Annotated in this window: 18 protein-coding genes; 10 read left to right on the forward strand and 8 right to left on the reverse strand. The window is 61.6% G+C overall.

Annotated features, from left to right (window positions below; genetic code table 11):
• Positions 1 to 25: 25 nt before the first annotated feature.
• From AB4O25_RS23670 to AB4O25_RS23685, 4 genes are all read right to left on the reverse strand, one after another.
• On the reverse strand, positions 26 to 2,872 hold the full coding sequence (locus AB4O25_RS23670) for a valine--tRNA ligase (protein WP_017526261.1): 2,847 nt from the start codon (positions 2,870 to 2,872) through the stop codon (positions 26 to 28).
• A gap of 198 nt (positions 2,873 to 3,070) precedes the next feature.
• Positions 3,071 to 3,457, reverse strand: coding sequence for a DNA polymerase III subunit chi (locus AB4O25_RS23675; protein ID WP_137219958.1), 387 nt, complete (start codon positions 3,455 to 3,457; stop codon positions 3,071 to 3,073).
• A 7-nt stretch (positions 3,458 to 3,464) separates the two neighbouring features.
• The gene (locus tag AB4O25_RS23680) at positions 3,465 to 3,893 is read right to left on the reverse strand and encodes a DNA polymerase III subunit chi (protein WP_017526263.1); all 429 of its coding nucleotides are present in this window, start codon (positions 3,891 to 3,893) and stop codon (positions 3,465 to 3,467) included.
• A gap of 51 nt (positions 3,894 to 3,944) precedes the next feature.
• Entirely contained in the window at positions 3,945 to 5,435 is a 1,491-nt protein-coding gene (locus tag AB4O25_RS23685) for a leucyl aminopeptidase (RefSeq protein WP_017526264.1), read from the reverse strand.
• 284 nt (positions 5,436 to 5,719) lie between these two features.
• On the opposite strand from AB4O25_RS23685, the gene lptF reads away from it, so the two are divergent.
• The 10 genes from lptF to tadA all read left to right on the forward strand — a co-directional run bounded on the left by lptF (position 5,720) and on the right by tadA (position 16,085).
• The gene (lptF, locus tag AB4O25_RS23690; RefSeq protein WP_017526265.1) at positions 5,720 to 6,838 is read left to right on the forward strand and encodes an LPS export ABC transporter permease LptF; all 1,119 of its coding nucleotides are present in this window, start codon (positions 5,720 to 5,722) and stop codon (positions 6,836 to 6,838) included.
• Positions 6,831 to 7,910: an LPS export ABC transporter permease LptG gene (gene lptG, locus AB4O25_RS23695; RefSeq protein WP_017526266.1), complete on the forward strand. Its 1,080-nt coding sequence runs from the start codon at positions 6,831 to 6,833 to the stop codon at positions 7,908 to 7,910. The genes lptF and lptG overlap by 8 nt, the downstream gene beginning before the upstream one ends.
• A gap of 151 nt (positions 7,911 to 8,061) precedes the next feature.
• Positions 8,062 to 9,861: a translation elongation factor 4 gene (gene lepA, locus AB4O25_RS23700; protein ID WP_017526267.1), complete on the forward strand. Its 1,800-nt coding sequence runs from the start codon at positions 8,062 to 8,064 to the stop codon at positions 9,859 to 9,861.
• 5 nt (positions 9,862 to 9,866) lie between these two features.
• Positions 9,867 to 10,721 (forward strand): signal peptidase I, encoded by an 855-nt coding sequence (lepB, locus tag AB4O25_RS23705; protein ID WP_017526268.1) that lies wholly within the window; start codon positions 9,867 to 9,869, stop codon positions 10,719 to 10,721.
• A 165-nt stretch (positions 10,722 to 10,886) separates the two neighbouring features.
• A complete protein-coding gene (rnc, locus tag AB4O25_RS23710) occupies positions 10,887 to 11,576 on the forward strand; it encodes a ribonuclease III (protein WP_017526269.1) in 690 nt (229 codons plus the stop codon).
• A complete protein-coding gene (era, locus tag AB4O25_RS23715; protein ID WP_017526270.1) occupies positions 11,569 to 12,471 on the forward strand; it encodes a GTPase Era in 903 nt (300 codons plus the stop codon). The genes rnc and era overlap by 8 nt, the downstream gene beginning before the upstream one ends.
• A gap of 149 nt (positions 12,472 to 12,620) precedes the next feature.
• On the forward strand, positions 12,621 to 13,301 hold the full coding sequence (recO, locus tag AB4O25_RS23720) for a DNA repair protein RecO (protein ID WP_460070324.1): 681 nt from the start codon (positions 12,621 to 12,623) through the stop codon (positions 13,299 to 13,301).
• Positions 13,302 to 13,352: 51 nt separating this feature from the next.
• Positions 13,353 to 14,096, forward strand: coding sequence for a pyridoxine 5'-phosphate synthase (pdxJ, locus tag AB4O25_RS23725; RefSeq protein ID WP_065877236.1), 744 nt, complete (start codon positions 13,353 to 13,355; stop codon positions 14,094 to 14,096).
• Between the two features lie 103 nt (positions 14,097 to 14,199).
• Positions 14,200 to 15,576, forward strand: coding sequence for a multicopper oxidase family protein (locus AB4O25_RS23730; RefSeq protein ID WP_116078502.1), 1,377 nt, complete (start codon positions 14,200 to 14,202; stop codon positions 15,574 to 15,576).
• A complete protein-coding gene (tadA, locus tag AB4O25_RS23735) occupies positions 15,576 to 16,085 on the forward strand; it encodes a tRNA adenosine(34) deaminase TadA (RefSeq protein ID WP_065877234.1) in 510 nt (169 codons plus the stop codon). Before AB4O25_RS23730 ends, tadA begins: the two co-directional genes overlap by 1 nt.
• Positions 16,086 to 16,127: 42 nt before the next feature.
• Here the strand turns inward: tadA and cmoB are convergent, their stop codons facing one another.
• The 4 genes from cmoB to AB4O25_RS23755 are packed head-to-tail and all read right to left on the reverse strand — an operon-like array spanning position 16,128 to position 18,908.
• Entirely contained in the window at positions 16,128 to 17,084 is a 957-nt protein-coding gene (gene cmoB / locus AB4O25_RS23740; RefSeq protein WP_068937547.1) for a tRNA 5-methoxyuridine(34)/uridine 5-oxyacetic acid(34) synthase CmoB, read from the reverse strand.
• Complete coding sequence (cmoA, locus tag AB4O25_RS23745; RefSeq protein WP_460150017.1) at positions 17,081 to 17,824, reverse strand: carboxy-S-adenosyl-L-methionine synthase CmoA; 744 nt, start codon at positions 17,822 to 17,824, stop codon at positions 17,081 to 17,083. Before cmoA ends, cmoB begins: the two co-directional genes overlap by 4 nt.
• 36 nt (positions 17,825 to 17,860) lie before the next feature.
• Complete coding sequence (locus AB4O25_RS23750; protein ID WP_460150018.1) at positions 17,861 to 18,517, reverse strand: lysoplasmalogenase; 657 nt, start codon at positions 18,515 to 18,517, stop codon at positions 17,861 to 17,863.
• A 1-nt stretch (position 18,518) separates the two neighbouring features.
• Positions 18,519 to 18,908 carry a protease inhibitor I42 family protein gene (locus AB4O25_RS23755; RefSeq protein ID WP_017526279.1) on the reverse strand — a complete coding sequence of 130 codons (390 nt, stop codon included), beginning with the start codon at positions 18,906 to 18,908 and terminating at the stop codon, positions 18,519 to 18,521.
• Positions 18,909 to 18,999 lie beyond the last annotated feature (91 nt).

An 18,999-nucleotide genomic window follows, 5' to 3' on the forward strand; every position in this document is an offset into this window, starting at 1 on the left:
GTCTCTTTTTCACACGGTTCAGGCCTTACAGGCTGGAAATCCGCGCGTGTTGCTCGGCCAGCTTGCCCAACGCCTGTTCCGCTTCAGCCAGTTTGGCGCGCTCCTTGTCGATTACTTCAGCCGGCGCCTTGTCGACGAACGCCGCGTTGGACAGCTTGCCGCCCACACGTTGCACTTCGCCTTGCAGGCGCAGGATCTCCTTGTCGAGACGGGCCAGTTCCGCGCCCTTGTCGATCAGGCCGGCCATCGGCACCAGCACTTCCATCTCGCCAACCAGTGCGGTGGCGGACAGCGGCGCGTCGGCGCCTTCGGCCAAAACGGTGATCGATTCCAGCTTCGCCAGCTTTTTGAGCAGGGCGTCGTTTTCGCTGAGGCGACGCTGGTCTTCAACGCTGGCGTTCTTCACGAACACCGCCAGTGGTTTGCCTGGCCCGATGTTCATCTCGGCGCGGATGTTGCGCGTGCCGAGCATCAAGGTCTTGAGCCATTCGATATCGCTTTCGGCGGCTTCATCGATGCGCGCTTCATTGGCCACTGGCCAAGGCTGCAGCATGATGGTCTTGCCTTCGATACCGGCCAGCGGCGCCAGGCGCTGCCAGATTTCTTCAGTGATGAACGGCATGAACGGGTGCGCCAGGCGCAGCGCCACTTCCAATACGCGCACCAGGGTGCGACGCGTGCCGCGCTGGCGTTCGACCGGCGCGTTTTCGTCCCACAGTACCGGCTTGGACAGCTCCAGGTACCAGTCGCAATATTGGTTCCAGATGAACTCGTACAAGGCCTGTGCGGCCAGGTCGAAACGGAACTGGTCGAGTTGGCGGGTCACTTCGGCTTCGGTGCGTTGCAGTTGCGAGATGATCCAGCGATCAGCCAGGCTCAGTTCAACGGCTTCGCCGTTCTGGCCGCAGTCTTCGCCTTTATCCAGCACGTAGCGCGCGGCGTTCCAGATTTTGTTGCAGAAGTTGCGATAGCCTTCGACGCGGCCCATGTCGAACTTGATGTCGCGACCGGTGGACGCCAGCGAGCAGAAGGTGAAGCGCAGGGCGTCGGTGCCGTAGCTGGCGATGCCGTCGGCGAATTCGTCGCGGGTCTGCTTCTCGATCTTCTTCGCCAGTTTCGGCTGCATCAGGCCCGAGGTGCGTTTCTGCACCAGGGTTTCCAGGTCAATGCCGTCGATGATGTCCAGCGGGTCCAGCACGTTGCCCTTGGACTTGGACATCTTCTGGCCCTGGCCGTCGCGCACCAGGCCGTGTACGTACACAGTCTTGAACGGTACCTGCGGCGTGCCGTCCTCGTTTTTCACCAAATGCATGGTGAGCATGATCATCCGGGCAACCCAGAAGAAAATGATGTCGAAGCCGGTGACCAGCACATCGGTGGAGTGGAATTTCTTGAGGAATTCGGTCTGCTGCGGCCAACCCAGGGTGGAGAACGTCCACAGGCCCGAACTGAACCAGGTGTCCAGCACGTCGTTGTCCTGTTGCAGCGCGATGTCCGCGCCGAGGTTGTGCTTGGCGCGCACTTCGGCTTCGTCGCGGCCCACATAGACCTTGCCCGACTCGTCGTACCACGCCGGAATGCGGTGGCCCCACCACAGTTGACGGCTGATGCACCAATCCTGGATGTCGCGCATCCACGAGAAGTACATGTTTTCGTACTGTTTAGGCACGAACTGGATGCGGCCATCTTCCACGGCGGCAATCGCAGGCTCGGCCAGCGGTTTGGTGGACACGTACCACTGGTCGGTCAGCCAAGGCTCGATCACGGTGCCGGAGCGGTCGCCCTTCGGCACTTTCAGCGCGTGGTCGTCGACGCTCACCAGCAAACCCACGGCGTCGAAGGCCGCGACGATCTGCTTGCGCGCTTCAAAACGGTCAAGGCCGGCGTATTCGGCCGGGATCTGGCCGTCGATGCTGTCGTTCAGCGTGCCGTCCAGGTTGAATACCTGGCAGGCCGGCAATACGGCGGCATTTTTGTCGAAGATGTTCAGCAGCGGCAGGTTGTGGCGCTTGCCGACTTCGTAGTCGTTGAAATCGTGGGCCGGGGTAATTTTCACGCAGCCGGTGCCGAATTCAGGGTCGCAGTAGTCGTCTGCGATGATCGGGATGCGGCGGCCAACCAGCGGCAGCTCGACAAACTTGCCGATCAGCGCCTGGTAGCGCTCGTCGTTCGGGTTAACCGCTACGGCGGCATCGCCGAGCATGGTTTCCGGACGGGTGGTGGCGACGATCAGGTAATCGTTGCCCTCGGCGGTCTTGGCGCCGTCGGCCAGTGGGTATTTAAGGTTCCACAGGAAGCCTTTCTCGTCGTGGTTTTCCACTTCGAGGTCGGAAATCGCCGTGTGCAACTTGGTATCCCAGTTGACCAGGCGCTTGCCGCGGTAGATCAGGCCGTCTTCATGCAGGCGCACGAAGGCTTCTTTCACGGCGTCCGACAGGCCGTCGTCCATGGTGAAGCGCTCGCGGCTCCAGTCGACGGACGAGCCCAGGCGACGGATCTGCCGACTGATATTGCCGCCCGACTGGTCTTTCCATTCCCAGACTTTTTCCAGGAATTTCTCGCGGCCCAGGTCGTGACGGTTCTGGCCAGTGGCTTCGAGTTGACGCTCCACCAGCATCTGCGTGGCGATACCGGCGTGGTCGGTACCCGGCTGCCACAGGGTGTCGCGACCCTGCATGCGGCGGAAACGGATCAACGCATCCATGATCGCATTGTTGAAGCCATGGCCCATGTGCAGGCTGCCAGTGACGTTCGGTGGCGGGATCATGATGGTGTAGGACTCGCCCGCACCTTGCGGAGCGAAATAGTTCTCGGACTCCCAGGTGTTGTACCAGGAAGTTTCAATTGCGTGCGGCTGGTAGGTCTTATCCATGCGCGGCGGGACCCTAGTTGGCATTTATTCAGGAAAGCCGGCAAGTATAACGGGGGATAGGGCGCAGGGCGAGGTTGAGCTGTGTGCGGGGCAAATGTGGGAGGGGGCTTGCTCCCGATAGCGCGGTGACAGTCAAAAATATTGAGACTGATGCACCCTCATCGGGGGCAAGCCCCTCCCACAGGGGATAGGTGTGGCTTAAGATTGGTACTGGCTAAGCAACCGCTCCATCCGCGCATCCATCCGGCGTTTGATCTCGGTTTCGATATGCGGGGCAAAGTCGTCGATCACGTCTTGCATGATCAATTGCGCGGCGGCGCGCAGTTCGTTGTCCAGGTGCAGCAGCAAGGCGTCGGGTGCCTTATCGGCAGGCGCGGCTTCCACGACGACGGGGGCCTCGACGCTCGGTGCCGGCGCGGCGGGCTTGCCGCCCACCATGTCGAACAACAGCGGAATCTGTACCTCGCCATCGACCGGTTCGGTCAGCAGCGGCGGTTGTAAGTCATCATCACCCAGCAACTTGCGGATCGACTCGAGATCGTCCAGCAGGTGGTCATCTTTTTTTACGGGGTTGGAAGTGTCCATCGTGTGCTCAAAGTCGTTGTAGCCGGTGATCTTGCAAAGGATAGCCCTGTTCGCGGTAGAAACGGAAACTCTCCCGCGCGGCCTGACGAATAGCCGGATCCTCCACCACCACTTCCGCCACGCGGGCGAACGCCTTGGCAAAGGGCGGTACTTTCAGGTCCAGGTTGACCAGCAGGTCGTGGTGAGCGCCGCAACTGTCGCCCAAACCCAGTACAACCAGGCCTTCGGGTTCCGATTCGGCGGGGCCGTGGGGCACGAAGCTCTCGCCCTTGAAGCGCCACAGGCGGGCGTCGAGTTCATCGCGTTGGGCGCCATCGCTGCAATGCAGGTAGATGCGGTGGCCCATGCGCCAGGCTTTTTCGGTGAGCTTGCAGGCAAAGTCCAGGCGCGCGAGCGGGTCGGCGCTGGGCAATATATAGAAGTCGACTTGGGTCATTGCGGTTCCTGAGACCGGAGCGGTGTGTTGGCCGCCCCGGCATCTTCAGTTTCAGGCTTTGGCGCGATCCAGCAGGTACTGGGTCAGCAGGGGAACCGGACGACCGGTGGCGCCCTTGTCCTTGCCGCCGCTGGTCCAGGCGGTGCCGGCGATGTCCAGGTGCGCCCAGTTGAAGTTCTTGGCAAAGCGCGACAGGAAGCAGGCCGCCGTGATGGTGCCGGCTTTCGGGCCGCCGATGTTGGCGATGTCGGCGAACGGGCTGTCCAGTTGCTCCTGGTACTCATCGAACAGCGGCAGTTGCCAGGCGCGGTCGTCGGCGGCCTTGCCGGCACTGAGCAGTTGCTCGATCAGCTCGTCGTTGTTGCCCAGCAGCCCCGAGGTGTGGGAGCCCAGGGCAACGATGCATGCGCCGGTCAGGGTGGCGATGTCGATCACCGCCTGCGGCTTGAAACGCTCGGCGTAGGTCAGCGCATCGCACAGCACCAGGCGGCCTTCGGCGTCGGTGTTGAGGATCTCGACGGTCTGGCCGCTCAGGGTGGTGACGATGTCGCCTGGGCGAGCCGCGCCGCCGCTCGGCATGTTCTCGGCACAGGCCAGGATGCACACCAGGTTGATCGGCAGCTTGAGTTCCAGTACGGCGCGCAGGGTGCCGAACACGCTGGCGGCACCGCCCATGTCGTATTTCATCTCGTCCATGCCCGCGCCCGGCTTGAGGCTGATGCCGCCGGTGTCGAAGGTAATGCCTTTGCCCACCAGGGCGTAAGGCTTCTCGGACTTCTTGCCGCCGTTGTATTGCATCACGATCAGGCGTGGCGGCTGGTCGCTGCCCTGGCCCACGGCGTAGAACGAGCCCATGCCCAGTTCCTTGATCTTTTTCTCGTCCAGGACTTCAACTTTCAGGCCCTTGAACTCTTTACCCAGTGCCTTGGCCTGTTCGCCCAGAAAGGTGGGGTGGCAGATGTTCGGCGGCAGGTTGCCCAGGTCGCGGGTGAACGACATGCCGTTGGCAATGGCGGTAGCGTGGGTCACGGCGCGCTGGACTTCAGCCTGGGCGGCCTTGATGGTCAGCAGGGTGATTTTCTTCAGGGCGCGGGGTTCGGCTTTCTGGCTCTTGAACTGGTCGAAGGTATAACCGCCGTCTACCAGTGACTCGGCCAGCAGGCGGGTCTTGCCGTAGCTGTCGCGGCCTTTGACCACGATTTCATCGAGTGCCAGCGTGGCATCGCCGCCGCCCAGGCCCTTGAGGGTGTTGAGGATGCCGCTGACGATCTTGCGGAATGGGCGGTCGCCCAGTTCTTCGTCCTTGCCCACGCCCACCAGCAATACGCGGTCGGCCTTGAGGTTGGGCAGGCTTTGCAGCAGCAGGCTCTGGCCGACTTTGCCGGCCAGGTCGCCGCGCTTGAGCACCGCGCTGATGGCGCCGCCGCTGAGTTCGTCGAGTTGCTTGGCGGCCACGCCGAGCTTGCGACCTTCGCCGATGGCGACCACGAGGGTGGCGGTTTTCAACGTTTCGGGGCTAACGCTTTTTACAACCAATTCCATTTTCGGGTCCCTTATATAAGGTCTGGGAGCCTGGCGTATGTACCCAGGCTTTAAAGCGTGGCGGCTGAGTCAATCACCCGCGACAAAGGCCGCAGTTTGAACCTCGCAAGCAAAGCCTGACAACCCTTGGCGCATGCTTTGTACCTACGCATGAGGTTGCGCAGTGACAGGCGCGATCAATCACAGGATAATGCGCCATCTTTTTAGCCGGCCCTTGTAAATGGGCTGACTCGGTATGCTTGCTTGTTTGGCCGCCTTAGCCTGACAACCCTGGAGTGTCTGGTTTGATCGTCTTCCGTTATCTGTCCCGCGAAGTCCTATTGACCCTGAGTGCCGTGAGCGCGGTATTGCTGGTCATCATCATGAGTGGGCGTTTCGTCAAATACCTGGCCCAGGCCGCTTCCGGCGCCCTGGACCCGGGCTCGCTTTTCCTGATCATGGGCTTTCGCCTGCCGGGGTTCCTGCAGCTGATTTTGCCGCTGGGCCTGTTCCTCGGGATCCTGCTGGCGTATGGCCGCCTGTACCTCGAAAGCGAAATGACCGTGCTCTCGGCCACCGGCATGAGCCAACAGCGCCTGCTGGGCATGACCATGATCCCGGCCGCCGGCGTCGCGTTGATCGTGGCCTGGCTGAGCCTGAGCCTGGCCCCCCAGGGCGCGATGCAATTTCAGTTGGTATTGAACAAGCAGGATGCGATGACTGAGTTCGACACCCTCGAGCCGGGCCGCTTCCAGGCACTCAATGACGGCACTCGGGTGACCTACACCGAAACCCTCACCGAAGACCGCGCCAACCTGGGCGGGGTGTTCATCTCTGAGAAACGCCTGGGCCAGGACAAGAAGGACCGCGGCATTTCGGTGCTGGTGGCCGACTCGGGCCGCCAGGAAGTGCGCCCGGACGGCAGTCGCTACCTGATCCTGGAAAACGGTTACCGCTATGACGGCAGCCCCGGCCAGGCCGATTACCGCGCCATCAAGTACGACACCTATGGCGTATTGCTCGCCCGCCCGGATGTCAGCAGTGAAGTCACCGACCGCGATGCGATCCCCACGCAAGACCTGTTGGGCAGCAAGGAACTGCGCTCCATCGCCGAGCTGCAATGGCGTATTTCCCTGCCGCTGCTGGTGTTTATCGTGACCCTGATGGCCGTACCGCTGTCGCGCGTCAACCCGCGCCAGGGTCGCTTCCTCAAACTGTTGCCGGCGATCCTGCTGTATATGGCTTACCTCACCATCCTGATCTCCGCCCGTGGCTCCCTGGAAAAAGGCAAGCTGTCGCCAACCCTGGGCTTGTGGTGGGTGCACGGGATCTTCCTGGTGATCGGCCTGGGGCTGCTCTACTGGGAACCTATCCGTTTGAAAATGATGAGCCGTCGCGGCCAGAAGGAGTTGGCTCGTGGTTAAGCTCGACCGCTACATTGGTAGCAGCGTCCTGATCGCCATCCTGGCGGTTCTGGGCATCATCCTGGGCCTGGCCTCGCTGTTCGCCTTCATTGATGAGGTGGGCAACGTCAGCGACACCTACACCGTGTGGGATGTGATGAGCTACGTGGCGCTCACCGCGCCGCGTCGCCTGTACGACATGATGCCGATGGCGGCGTTGATCGGCTGTCTGATCGGCCTGGGCAGCCTGGCCAGCAACAGCGAACTGACCATCATGCGTGCCGCCGGGGTGTCCGTCGGCCGTATCGTCTGGGCGGTGATGAAGCCCATGCTGCTGCTGATGCTGTGCAGCGTGCTGATCGGTGAATATGTCGCGCCGCCGGCTGAAAGCACCGCCCAGGCCAACCGTGCCCTGGCCCAGGGTTCAGGCGATGCGCAAAGTGCCAAGCATGGCCTGTGGCACCGCCAGGGTGACGAGTTCATCCATATCAACGCCGTGCAACCGGGCGGCCTGTTGATCGGCGTCACGCGCTATACCTTCGACAAAGAGCGCCACATGCTGTCGTCCAGCTTCGCCAAACGTGCGCAGTACGGCGACGAAAAATGGCAGCTGAGCGACATCACCACCACCTACTTCCGCAATGTCGGCCAAGGCACCAAGGCCAGCACCGAAGTGATCAATTCGCCCAGCGAAGAATGGGACATCGCGCTCAAGCCCGAATTGCTCAATACCGTGGTGATGATCCCCGAAAGCCTGCCGATCTCCGGGTTGTGGGGCTATATCCACTACTTGAAGGATCAGGGGCTCAATAACGGCCGCTACTGGCTGGCGTTCTGGGTCAAGGTGTTGCAGCCGGTGGTCACCGCCGCGCTGGTGCTGATGGCCATCTCGTTCATCTTCGGTCCGTTGCGTTCCGTGACCCTCGGCCAGCGCGTATTTACCGGCGTGTTGGTGGGTTTCACCTTCCGCATCGCCCAGGACCTGCTTGGCCCATCGAGCCTGGTGTTCGGTTTCTCGCCGCTGTTTGCGGTGCTGGTGCCCACCGCCATCTGCGCCCTTGCCGGGTTCTGGCTGTTGCGCCGGGCCGGTTGATAGCGCGCTTATGAACAAAAAATGCCCCGGTCGAGAGATCGGGGCATTTTTGTTCTGGTCAGCAAAGATGACGTCTGGCCTGAGCATCAGGTACAATTCCCGGCTATTTTTCAGCGGGCAATCTGCCTGCAGCCTTTTTGAGTGTTGATCCGTGAGTGATTTGAGTCATATCCGCAATTTCTCCATCATCGCCCACATTGACCATGGTAAGTCGACGCTGGCCGATCGATTCATCCAGATGTGCGGCGGCCTTGCCGAGCGTGAAATGGAAGCCCAGGTGCTGGATTCCATGGACCTCGAACGCGAGCGCGGGATCACCATCAAGGCCCACAGCGTTACCCTGTACTACACCGCCCGAGACGGCATCAAGTATCAGCTGAACTTCATTGACACCCCTGGCCACGTCGACTTCACCTATGAAGTCAGCCGCTCCCTGGCGGCCTGCGAAGGTGCGCTGCTGGTGGTGGACGCGGGGCAGGGCGTTGAAGCCCAGTCCGTGGCCAACTGCTATACCGCGATCGAGCAAGGCCTGGAAGTCATGCCGGTACTGAACAAGATCGACCTGCCACAGGCCGATCCGGACCGGGTAAAAGAAGAAATCGAAAAAATCATCGGGATTGATGCCACCGACGCCGTCGAGTGCAGCGCCAAGACCGGCCTGGGCGTCGACGAAGTGCTCGAGCGCCTGGTCAAGACCATCCCCGCACCCACCGGCAATATCGAAGATCCGCTGCAGGCGTTGATCATCGACTCCTGGTTCGACAACTACCTGGGCGTCGTTTCCCTGGTACGCGTGCGCCATGGCCGTGTGAAGAAGGGCGACAAGATCCTGGTCAAGTCCACCGGCAAGATCCACCTGGTGGACAGCGTCGGTGTATTCAACCCGAAACACACCGCCACCGTTGACCTGAAAGCCGGTGAAGTCGGCTTCATCATCGCCGGCATCAAGGACATCCACGGTGCCCCGGTGGGTGACACCCTGACCTTGAGCTCCACCCCGGACGTCGACGTGCTGCCAGGCTTCAAGCGTATCCAGCCGCAAGTCTATGCCGGCCTGTTCCCGGTCAGCTCGGACGATTTCGAAGACTTCCGCGAAGCCCTGCAAAAGCTCACCCTCAACGATTCGTCGTTGCAGTACACCCCGGAAAGCTCCGATGCCCTGGGCTTTGGCTTCCGTTGCGGGTTCCTCGGCATGCTGCACATGGAGATCATCCAGGAGCGCCTCGAGCGCGAATACGACCTGGACCTGATCACCACCGCGCCAACCGTTATTTTCGAGTTGTTGCTGAAAAACGGTGAAACGATTTACGTCGACAACCCGTCCAAGCTTCCAGACCTGTCCTCCATTGAAGACATGCGCGAGCCGATCGTGCGGGCCAATATTCTTGTGCCGCAGGAACACCTGGGCAACGTCATTACCCTGTGTATCGAAAAGCGTGGCGTGCAGCACGACATGCTGTTCCTCGGTACCCAGGTGCAAGTGACCTACGATTTGCCGATGAACGAAGTGGTCCTGGACTTCTTCGACCGTCTCAAATCCACCAGTCGCGGCTATGCTTCGCTGGATTACCATTTCGACCGGTACCAATCGGCCAATCTGGTAAAGCTGGACGTATTGATCAACGGCGACAAGGTCGATGCACTGGCACTGATCGTGCACAAGGACAACGCGCACTACAAAGGGCGCCAGTTGACCGAAAAGATGAAAGAACTGATTCCGCGCCAGATGTTCGACGTTGCGATCCAGGCCGCCATTGGCGGGCAGATCATCGCGCGAACCTCCGTCAAGGCTCTCAGAAAGAACGTACTGGCCAAATGCTACGGCGGTGACGTAAGCCGTAAGCGCAAGCTGCTTGAGAAGCAAAAGGCCGGTAAAAAACGCATGAAGCAAGTGGGCAACGTGGAAATTCCACAAGAAGCCTTCCTTGCGGTGCTCAGGTTGGATAGTTAGGTCCTATGTCACTAAATTTCCCGCTGTTGCTGGTCATCGCCGTTGCCGTTTGCGGCCTCCTGGCGTTGCTCGATCTGGTGTTCTTCGCCCCGCGTCGGCGCTCGGCTATCGCGTCCTATCAGGGCAGCGTCAGCCAGCCCGATGCGGTGGTGGTCGAGAAGCTGAACAAAGAGCCTTTGCTGGTTGAATACGGCAAGTCGTTCTTCCCGGTGTTGTTCATCGTGCTGGTGCTGCGTTCGTTCCTGGTGGAGCCGTTTCAGATCCCTTCGGGGTCGATGAAGCCTACCCTGGACGTGGGCGACTTCATCCTGGTGAACAAGTTTTCCTACGGGATTCGCCTGCCGGTGATCGACAAGAAGGTCATCGAAGTCGGCGACCCGCAGCGCGGTGATGTGATGGTGTTCCGCTACCCGAGCGATCCCAACGTCAACTACATCAAGCGTGTCGTGGGCCTGCCGGGCGACGTGATTCGCTACACCAGCGACAAGCGCCTGTTTATCAACGGTGAGTCGGTGGCCGAAAAACTGCTCGGTTCCGAACCGAACAGCCTGGGCAGCGCCGAGCTGTATCAGGAGAAACTCGGTGCGGTAGAGCATGAAATCCGCAAGGAAATGACCCGCTACCGCGCCATGCCTGATGGCCAATGGAAAGTGCCGGCCGGGCACTATTTCATGATGGGCGACAACCGTGACAACTCCAATGACAGCCGCTACTGGGATGACCCCACTATTCCCAAAGAGCTGCTGGGCATGGTTCCCGACCAGAATATCGTCGGCAAGGCCTTCGCGGTCTGGATGAGCTGGCCGGAACCCAAGCTGAGTCACCTGCCTAACTTCTCGCGGGTCGGGCTGATCAAGTAATACAAGCGGCGCTGTGAACACAGCGCCGAGTGCTTTTCTGGGGTTGGGACAAATCTGGCCTGCCCCGTGCGACACCAATCAGGATTTGAATTTGAATACTGCGTCAATCGTCGATGGCCGCCGGTGCCACGAACTCGATATGCATCAACCAGGTATGGCTAAACAGTGACCGTTTCTCTCAGTCGTCTCGAGCGCCAGCTCGGTTACACCTTCAAGGATCAGGAATTGATGATCCTTGCCCTCACACACCGCAGTTTTGCAGGGCGCAACAACGAGCGCCTGGAATTCCTCGGTGATGCCATCCTCAATTTTGTCGCCGGTGAAGCGCTGTTCGAGCGCTTCCCGCAAGCCCGTGAAGGCCAGTTGTCGCGCCTTCGTGCCCGCCTGGTCAAAGGCGAGACCCTGGCCGTGCTGGCCCGTGGTTTCGGCCTGGGCGAATACCTGCGCCTGGGGTCCGGTGAATTGAAGAGCGGTGGTTTCCGCCGCGAATCGATCCTGGCCGATGCCCTCGAGGCGCTGATCGGTGCGATCTACCTGGATGCAGGCATGGAAGCGGCCAAGGAGCGCGTCACCGCGTGGCTGACCTCCGAGATCGAAAGCCTCACCCTGGTCGACACCAACAAAGATCCCAAGACCCGCCTGCAGGAATTTTTGCAGTCGCGCGGGTGCGAACTGCCACGCTACGAAGTGGTGGATATCCAAGGTGAGCCGCATTGCCGCGTGTTCTTCGTGGAATGTGAAATCACCTTACTGAATGAAAAAAGCCGAGGTCAGGGTGTGAGCCGTCGTATTGCCGAACAGGTAGCGGCCGCTGCAGCACTGATTGCCCTGGGCGTGGAGAATGGCCATGACTGATTCAACCGCAACACGCTGTGGCTACGTTGCCATTGTTGGCCGCCCGAACGTGGGCAAGTCCACGCTGCTGAACCACATCCTCGGCCAAAAGCTCGCGATCACCTCGCGCAAGCCGCAGACCACCCGCCACAACATGCTGGGCATCAAGACCGAAGGCAGCGTGCAGGCGGTGTATGTCGACACCCCGGGCATGCACAAGGGCGGCGAAAAAGCCCTCAACCGCTACATGAACAAAACCGCGTCGGCGGCGTTGAAAGACGTCGACGTGGTGATCTTCGTGGTCGACCGCACCAAGTGGACCGACGAAGACCAGATGGTCCTGGAGCGTGTGCAGTACGTGACCGGCCCGTTGATCGTCGCGCTGAACAAGACCGACCGCATCGAAGACAAAGCCGAGCTGATGCCACACCTGAGCTGGCTGCAGGAACAGCTGCCGAACGCGCAGATCATCCCGATCTCGGCGCAGCATGGCCACAACCTGGATGCCCTGGAGCGCGTGATCGCCCAGCACCTGCCGGAGAACGAGCACTTCTTCCCGGAAGACCAGATCACCGACCGCAGCAGCCGCTTCCTTGCCGCCGAACTGGTGCGCGAGAAAATCATGCGCCAGATGGGCGCCGAGCTGCCGTACCAGATCACTGTCGAAATCGAAGAGTTCAAGCAACAGGGCAAGACCCTGCATATCCATGCGCTGATCCTCGTCGAACGCGACGGCCAGAAGAAAATCATCATTGGCGACAAGGGTGAGCGCATCAAGCGCATCGGCACCGAGGCGCGCAAGGACATGGAATTGCTGTTCGATTCCAAGATCATGCTCAACCTGTGGGTGAAGGTGAAAGGTGGCTGGTCCGATGACGAGCGTGCGCTGCGCTCCCTGGGCTATGGCGACCTGTAAGGACACCGCAGGGCAAAAATGTGGGAGGGGGCTTGCCCCCGATAGCGGTGGGTCAGTTAATAGATAAGTGACTGAACCACCGCCATCGGGGGCAAGCCCCCTCCCACATTAGGTTTGTATTGTTTTCAAGATAGAGAACCCATGTCCCAATCCCCACCCCCAGCCAACTCGCCTACGTCCTGCACAGCCGCGCCTACCGCGAGACGAGCGCCCTGGTGGACTTCCTCACGCCCCAGGGCCGCCTGCGCGCAGTGTTGCGCAGCGCGCGGGGCAAGGCGGGCACGCAGGCACGGCCCTTCGTGGCGTTGGACGTGGAGTTTCGTGGCAAGGGCGAGCTGAAAAACGTCGGCCGGCTGGAAAGCGTCGGCACCTCCGCCTGGCTCAATGGCGATGCGCTGTTCAGCGGTCTCTACCTCAATGAACTGCTGATCCGCCTGCTGCCCGCCGAAGACCCGCATCCGGCGGTCTTCGATCATTACGCCGCCACCCTGTTGGCCCTGGCCGAAGGTCGCCCGTTGGAACCGCTGCTGCGCGCATTCGAATGGCGCCTGCTGGATGACCTGGGCTACGGCTTCGAACTGAACAACGACCTGCATGGCGACCCCATCGCCGCCGACGGCATGTACCGTCTGCAAGTGGACGCGGGCCTGGAGCGCGTGTACCTGCTGCAGCCGGGCCTGTTCCAGGGCACCGAATTGCTCGCCATGAGCGAAGCGGACTGGTCGGCCCCTGGCGCGTTGTCGGCCGCCAAGCGCTTGATGCGCCAGGCCCTGGCTGTGCATTTGGGCGGACGGCCGCTGGTCAGCCGCGAGTTGTTTCGAAAGCCCTGACAACCCCGTGTATGCTGTGCAGCGTTTCTTTCCCCTTTCAGGAGCGCTTCCGTGACCACCAGCAATCGCATTCTTCTCGGCGTCAACATCGACCACGTCGCTACCCTGCGCCAGGCTCGGGGCACTCGTTACCCTGACCCGGTCAAGGCCGCGCTGGATGCCGAAGAAGCAGGCGCCGACGGCATCACGGTGCACCTGCGCGAAGACCGCCGCCACATTCAGGAGCGCGACGTGCTGCTGCTCAAGGACGTGCTGCAAACCCGCATGAACTTCGAAATGGGTGTCACCGAAGAAATGATGGCCTTCGCCGAGCGCATTCGTCCGGCGCATATCTGCCTGGTCCCGGAAACCCGCCAGGAACTCACCACCGAAGGCGGTCTGGATGTGGCCGGCCAGGAAGCGCGGATCAAGGCTGCCGTGGAGCGGCTGTCGAAGCTCGGCAGTGAAGTGTCGCTGTTCATCGACGCCGACGAGCGCCAGATCGAAGCCTCGCGCCGGGTCGGCGCGCCGGCCATCGAACTGCACACCGGCCGTTACGCGGATGCCACCACGCCCACTGAAGTGGCCGATGAGCTGCAACGCATCATCGACGGTGTGAACTGCGGGCTTGGCGAAGGCCTGATCGTCAACGCCGGCCATGGCCTGCATTACCACAACGTGGAAGCGGTGGCCGCGATCAAGGGCATCAACGAACTGAACATCGGCCATGCGTTGGTGGCGCACGCGCTGTTCGTCGGCTTCAAAGGCGCGGTTGCCGAGATGAAAGCCCTGATTCTGGCGGCCGCCAAGGGCTGATCGGGCCACTGCGGCAATGCGAAGCCTTACTGTTTAGCCGATGCAGGTGTATCGTATCTGCCCTTTGCAGGCCACTGGCCTGCGGCTGATACGTGAGGTTGTTGTGTCCCGATCCTTTTCCCGTCGACAAATCCTGGGTGGCCTTGCGGGCCTGGCCGTAGTCGGTGCCGGCGCTGGCGGCGCCTACCGCTACTGGCTGGGAAAAGTCGCCGACGCCGAGGCGGGGCACGACTACGAGCTGATTGCCGCACCGTTGGACGTGGAACTGGTGCCGGGCCACAAGACCCCCGCCTGGGCCTTCGGCCCGTCGGCACCGGGCACCGAGTTGCGTGTGCGCCAGGGCGAATGGCTGCGGGTGCGTTTCATCAACCACCTGCCGGTCGCCACCACCATCCACTGGCACGGTATCCGTCTGCCGCTGGAGATGGACGGCGTGCCCTATGTCTCGCAATTGCCGGTGCTGCCGGGCGAATACTTCGACTACAAATTCCGCGTACCCGACGCCGGGAGCTACTGGTATCACCCCCATGTGAACAGCAGTGAAGAACTCGGCCGCGGCCTGGTCGGCCCGCTGATCGTGGAAGAGCGCGAACCCACCGGGTTCAAACACGAGCGGACCCTCAGCCTGAAAAGCTGGCACGTGGACGAAGAGGGCGCCTTCGTGGCCTTCAGCATTGCGCGTGAGGCCGCGCGCGGCGGCACGGCCGGCCGGCTGTCGACCATCAATGGTGTGTCCCAGGCGGTGATCGATTTGCCGGCCGGGCAGATCACGCGCGTACGCCTGCTCAACCTCGACAACACCCTGACCTATCGCCTCAATATTCCGGACGTTGAAGCGCAGATCTACGCATTGGATGGCAACCCCATCGAACCGCGCCCCCTCGGCAAAGAATACTGGTTGGGCCCCGGCATGCGTATCTGCCTGGCGATCAAGGCGCCGCCGGCGGGTGAAGAGTTGTCGATCCGTAACGGCCCGGTGCGCCTGGGCACCTTCCGCTCGGTGGCCAACACCGACGCGCCCACCCAGTGGCCGCCTGCATTGCCGGCCAACCCCGTGGCCGAACCGGACCTGGCCAATGCCGAGAAACTCAACTTCAATTTCGAATGGGTCGGCTCGGTGTCGGTGGACAACGGCAAGCCGCCCAGTTTGTGGCAGATCAACGGCCAGGCCTGGGACATCACCGACAAGACCTGTGCCGATCGCCCGATTGCCAAACTGGAAAAGGGCAAGAGCTACATTTTTGAATTGAAGAACATGACCCAGTACCAGCACCCGATCCACCTGCACGGCATGAGCTTCAAGGTGATCGCCTCGAACCGCCACAAGGTGATCCCGTATTTCACCGACACCTACCTGCTGGGCAAGAACGAGCGCGCTCGGGTGGCGTTGGTGGCGGATAACCCGGGTGTGTGGATGTTCCACTGCCACGTGATCGACCATATGGAAACCGGCCTGATGGCCGCCATCGAGGTGGCGTGATGCGCCAGATCCGCCCCGCCGCGATCATCGACCGCAGCCGCGACCAGCACTTCATGCGCCAAGCGCTGGCCCTCGCCGCCCAAGGCGCCGCGCTGGGCGAAGTGCCGGTGGGCGCGGTGCTGGTGCAGGACGGTGAAATCATCGGCCGCGGCTTCAACTGCCCGATCAGCGGCAACGACCCCAGCGCCCATGCCGAAATGGTCGCCATCCGCGCCGCCGCGCAAGCCATCAGCAACTATCGCCTGGTGGGCAGCACGCTGTATGTGACGCTGGAACCGTGCAGCATGTGCGCGGGTTTGATCGTACATTCGCGCGTGGCGCGGGTGGTGTTCGGTGCGCTGGAGCCCAAGGCGGGTATCGTGCAGAGCCAGGGGCAATTTTTTACCCAGGGGTTTCTCAACCATAAGGTTCTGTATGAAGGCGGCGTATTGGCCGAGGAGTGCGGGACGGTCCTGAGCGAATTCTTCAAAGCCCGAAGAGCAAAAACACCACTGTCTAAAGAACACTGAGGGCCCAATGTGGGAGGGGGCTCTATTGGATCTATACCCGGTTTATTTCCTGGCGATAATCACCGCCCGCATCGGCGCCGGCAGCCCTTCAATCGTTTTGCTGTGATCGTCCGGGTCGAGGAAATCACTCAGCGACTGATACTTCATCCACTCCGTGCCCCGCTGTTCCTCCACCGTGGTCACGCTCACATCCACGCAGCGCACATCGCTGAAACCGGCGCGGCGCAGCCAGAGCATCAACGCCGGCACCGATGGCAGGAACCACACATTACGCATCTGCGCATAGCGGTCTTCCGGCACCAGCACCTGTTGCTGATCACCTTCAACCACCAGGGTTTCCAACACCAACTCGCCGCCCTTGACCAGGGTGTCCTTGAGCGCCAGCAGATGTTCGATCGGCGAGCGGCGGTGATAAAACACACCCATGGAAAACACCGTATCGAAGCCCTCCAGGTTTGCCGGCAAGTCTTCGAACGGGAACGGCAGGTGCCAGGCCTTGGGCTCTGACAGGTAACGCTGCACGGCCTGGAACTGGCAGAAGAACAGCCAGTTGGGGTCCACGCCAATCACGCTGTCGGCGCCGGCGCCGAGCATGCGCCACATGTAGTAACCGTTGCCGCAGCCCACATCGAGGATGCGCTTGCCCTTGAGGTTCAGGTGCGGCGCCACGCGGGACCACTTCCAGTCCGAGCGCCATTCGGTGTCCACATGCACCCCGAACAGGTGGAACGGGCCTTTGCGCCATGGGCTCAACCCCATCAACGCGCTGTGCATTTGCGTGCGGGTGGCGTCGTCGCAGTCGGTGTCCAGGGTCAGGCCATTGAGCAAGTCGACGTCGCTGGGCTGAACCTTGGGCAGTGCATCCAGCGCACTTTGCCAGCGCTCCAGGTCGCCATGACCTTTCTCCATCTTGCTGTCGAGCTGCGCTTGCAGGCCCTGGGCCCAAACGGCCAGGGGAGTGCCGACCAGATGGCGGGCGAGGGGGGACAAATCAATCATGGCAAGGCAATCAACGAGGCAAAGTTAAGACACTGGAACCACGGCACGACTTTCGAAAACCCGGCCGCCAGCAGGCGTTCGCAATGTTCTTCGAGGCTGTCGGGCTTCATGACGTTTTCGATGGCGCTGCGCTTCTGGGCGATTTCCAATTCGCTGTAGCCGTTGGCGCGTTTGAACGCGATATGCAGGTCGGTGAGCAACGCATGTTCTTCAACATCGTTGAAGCGCAGCTTTTCCGAGAGGATCAACGCACCGCCCGGCAGCAGCGCCTGGCGGATACGCCCAAGCAGCGCCAGGCGCTCGGCCGGGGCGATGAATTGCAGGGTGAAATTCAGCGCCACCACCGAGGCCGGCTGGAACTGCAGCGCGAGGATATCGCCCTCGACCACCTCCACCGGCAGCAGCTCCTGGAACATCGAGTCCTGGCCGTTAAGGTATTGACGGCAACGCTCGACCATCGCTGCCGAGTTATCCACAGCGATCACCCGGCAGCCGTCGGTACGTACATGCCGGCGCAACGCCTGGGTCACCGCGCCAAGGGAGGAACCGAGGTCGTAGAGCACACTGTGGGGCTGGGCAAACTGCGCGGCGAGTACGCCAAGGTTTTCGACGATGGTCGGGTAACCCGGCACCGAGCGTTTGATCATGTCCGGGAACACCCGCACCACGTCCTCGTTAAAGGCGAAGTCCGGCACCTGGGGCAGGGGCTGGGCGAATAGGCGATCGGGTTCTTTGCTCACGGTTGTTCCGGCGACGAAGGGGGAAAGGCCGGCATTTTAGCCAAGTTGGCCCTCGTGTGCGCGGGTTGTCTGATGGAAAGCCGAAGCAGTGATACCCCACTGGCCCAGCCAGTACGTGGCGATCAGCAAATACGGCGCCGTATCGAACGCCACCACAAAGCGATTGATGCCAATCAGTGTGTCGGAAAGCACAAACGACACCGCGCCCGCTGCCGCCAGCAGTGCCGAGCGTTGCGGCACCTGGCTGCCGAGGCGGGCGAGGGCGCGCCAGAGCATCGCGCTGATCACCAGGGCGTAAACCACCACGGGAATCAGCAAGTCGCCCAGGCCATGGGCGATCAGGATGCTCAACAGGATCGCGCCCACGCCCAGCGCCAGTACCAACGGCAGCAGGGCCAAACGTCGGCAATCGCTGAAATAGGCTTTGAGGTACGCCAGGTGCGCACACAGAAACGCGCCAAGGCCGAAGATAAACAGGTCGCCCGGCCAGGCGAGCAACACATCGCCCACCAGGGAAAAAATCAGCCCAAGGCTGATCCAGCGTCGATAGTCGGTGGGCGGTGCATCATGCAACCAGCCCAGCAGCGCCAGCACCGGCAAGGGTTTGACCAGCAGGCAGAGCAGCGTGGCATGGGTGGTCAGGCCGTAGACAAACGTGGCGGCGCCCATCAACGCCAGAATCAGCCAGGGCATATCAGTTCACCGTAATGGCGCAGTCGAAGGTCTCGACCGGTTCGGCCTCCGGTTCCCAGGGTTGTTGAGAGGTCAGGCGCAAACGGCCCTGGCCGGCGGCGAAGGCCTGGAAGCGCCAAGTCGACTGGCCACCGCCACCGATCACCCCCGATTCCGTGCTGCTGTAGACCTCGGGGCTCAGCGCGCGCAGCACGCCGCCGGCGGAATCCTGGATGGCCCAGCGGTAGCCGGTGGTGGGGTTGCTTGGCAGCGTCAGGATCAGGGTTTGCCCGTTTTTAAGCTGGAGCGGGCAGGCGCTCTGGTTTTCCACGGTGACGTGTTGCTTCGGCGCGCTGGCGCATGCGGCCAGCAGGGCAAGGCTCAAGGGGAGAAGCAGGCGGGCAGCGGTCATGAGGGCTCCGTTTAGACACGACGAAGGGCGAGCATAACCGAAGATGGGGCAAGGTGTGACAGGCGGGTGGGGTGTTGGCGGGGTGGGCCTC

Source organism: Pseudomonas sp. S3_A03 (assembly GCF_054668275.1).

Bases quoted from the DNA above. Each gene is read 5' to 3' on its own strand.
- era (WP_017526270.1), top strand. From the start codon at position 11,569: ATGACTGATTCAACCGCAACACGCTGTGGCTACGTTGCCATTGTTGGC.
- tadA (WP_065877234.1), top strand. From the start codon at position 15,576: ATGCGCCAGATCCGCCCCGCCGCGATCATCGACCGCAGCCGCGACCAG.
- cmoB (WP_068937547.1), bottom strand. From the start codon at position 17,084: ATGATTGATTTGTCCCCCCTCGCCCGCCATCTGGTCGGCACTCCCCTG.
- AB4O25_RS23755 (WP_017526279.1), bottom strand. From the start codon at position 18,908: ATGACCGCTGCCCGCCTGCTTCTCCCCTTGAGCCTTGCCCTGCTGGCC.
- lepB (WP_017526268.1), top strand. From the start codon at position 9,867: ATGTCACTAAATTTCCCGCTGTTGCTGGTCATCGCCGTTGCCGTTTGC.
- AB4O25_RS23675 (WP_137219958.1), bottom strand. From the start codon at position 3,457: ATGGACACTTCCAACCCCGTAAAAAAAGATGACCACCTGCTGGACGAT.
- AB4O25_RS23670 (WP_017526261.1), bottom strand. From the start codon at position 2,872: ATGGATAAGACCTACCAGCCGCACGCAATTGAAACTTCCTGGTACAAC.
- AB4O25_RS23680 (WP_017526263.1), bottom strand. From the start codon at position 3,893: ATGACCCAAGTCGACTTCTATATATTGCCCAGCGCCGACCCGCTCGCG.
- AB4O25_RS23750 (WP_460150018.1), bottom strand. From the start codon at position 18,517: ATGCCCTGGCTGATTCTGGCGTTGATGGGCGCCGCCACGTTTGTCTAC.
- AB4O25_RS23685 (WP_017526264.1), bottom strand. From the start codon at position 5,435: ATGGAATTGGTTGTAAAAAGCGTTAGCCCCGAAACGTTGAAAACCGCC.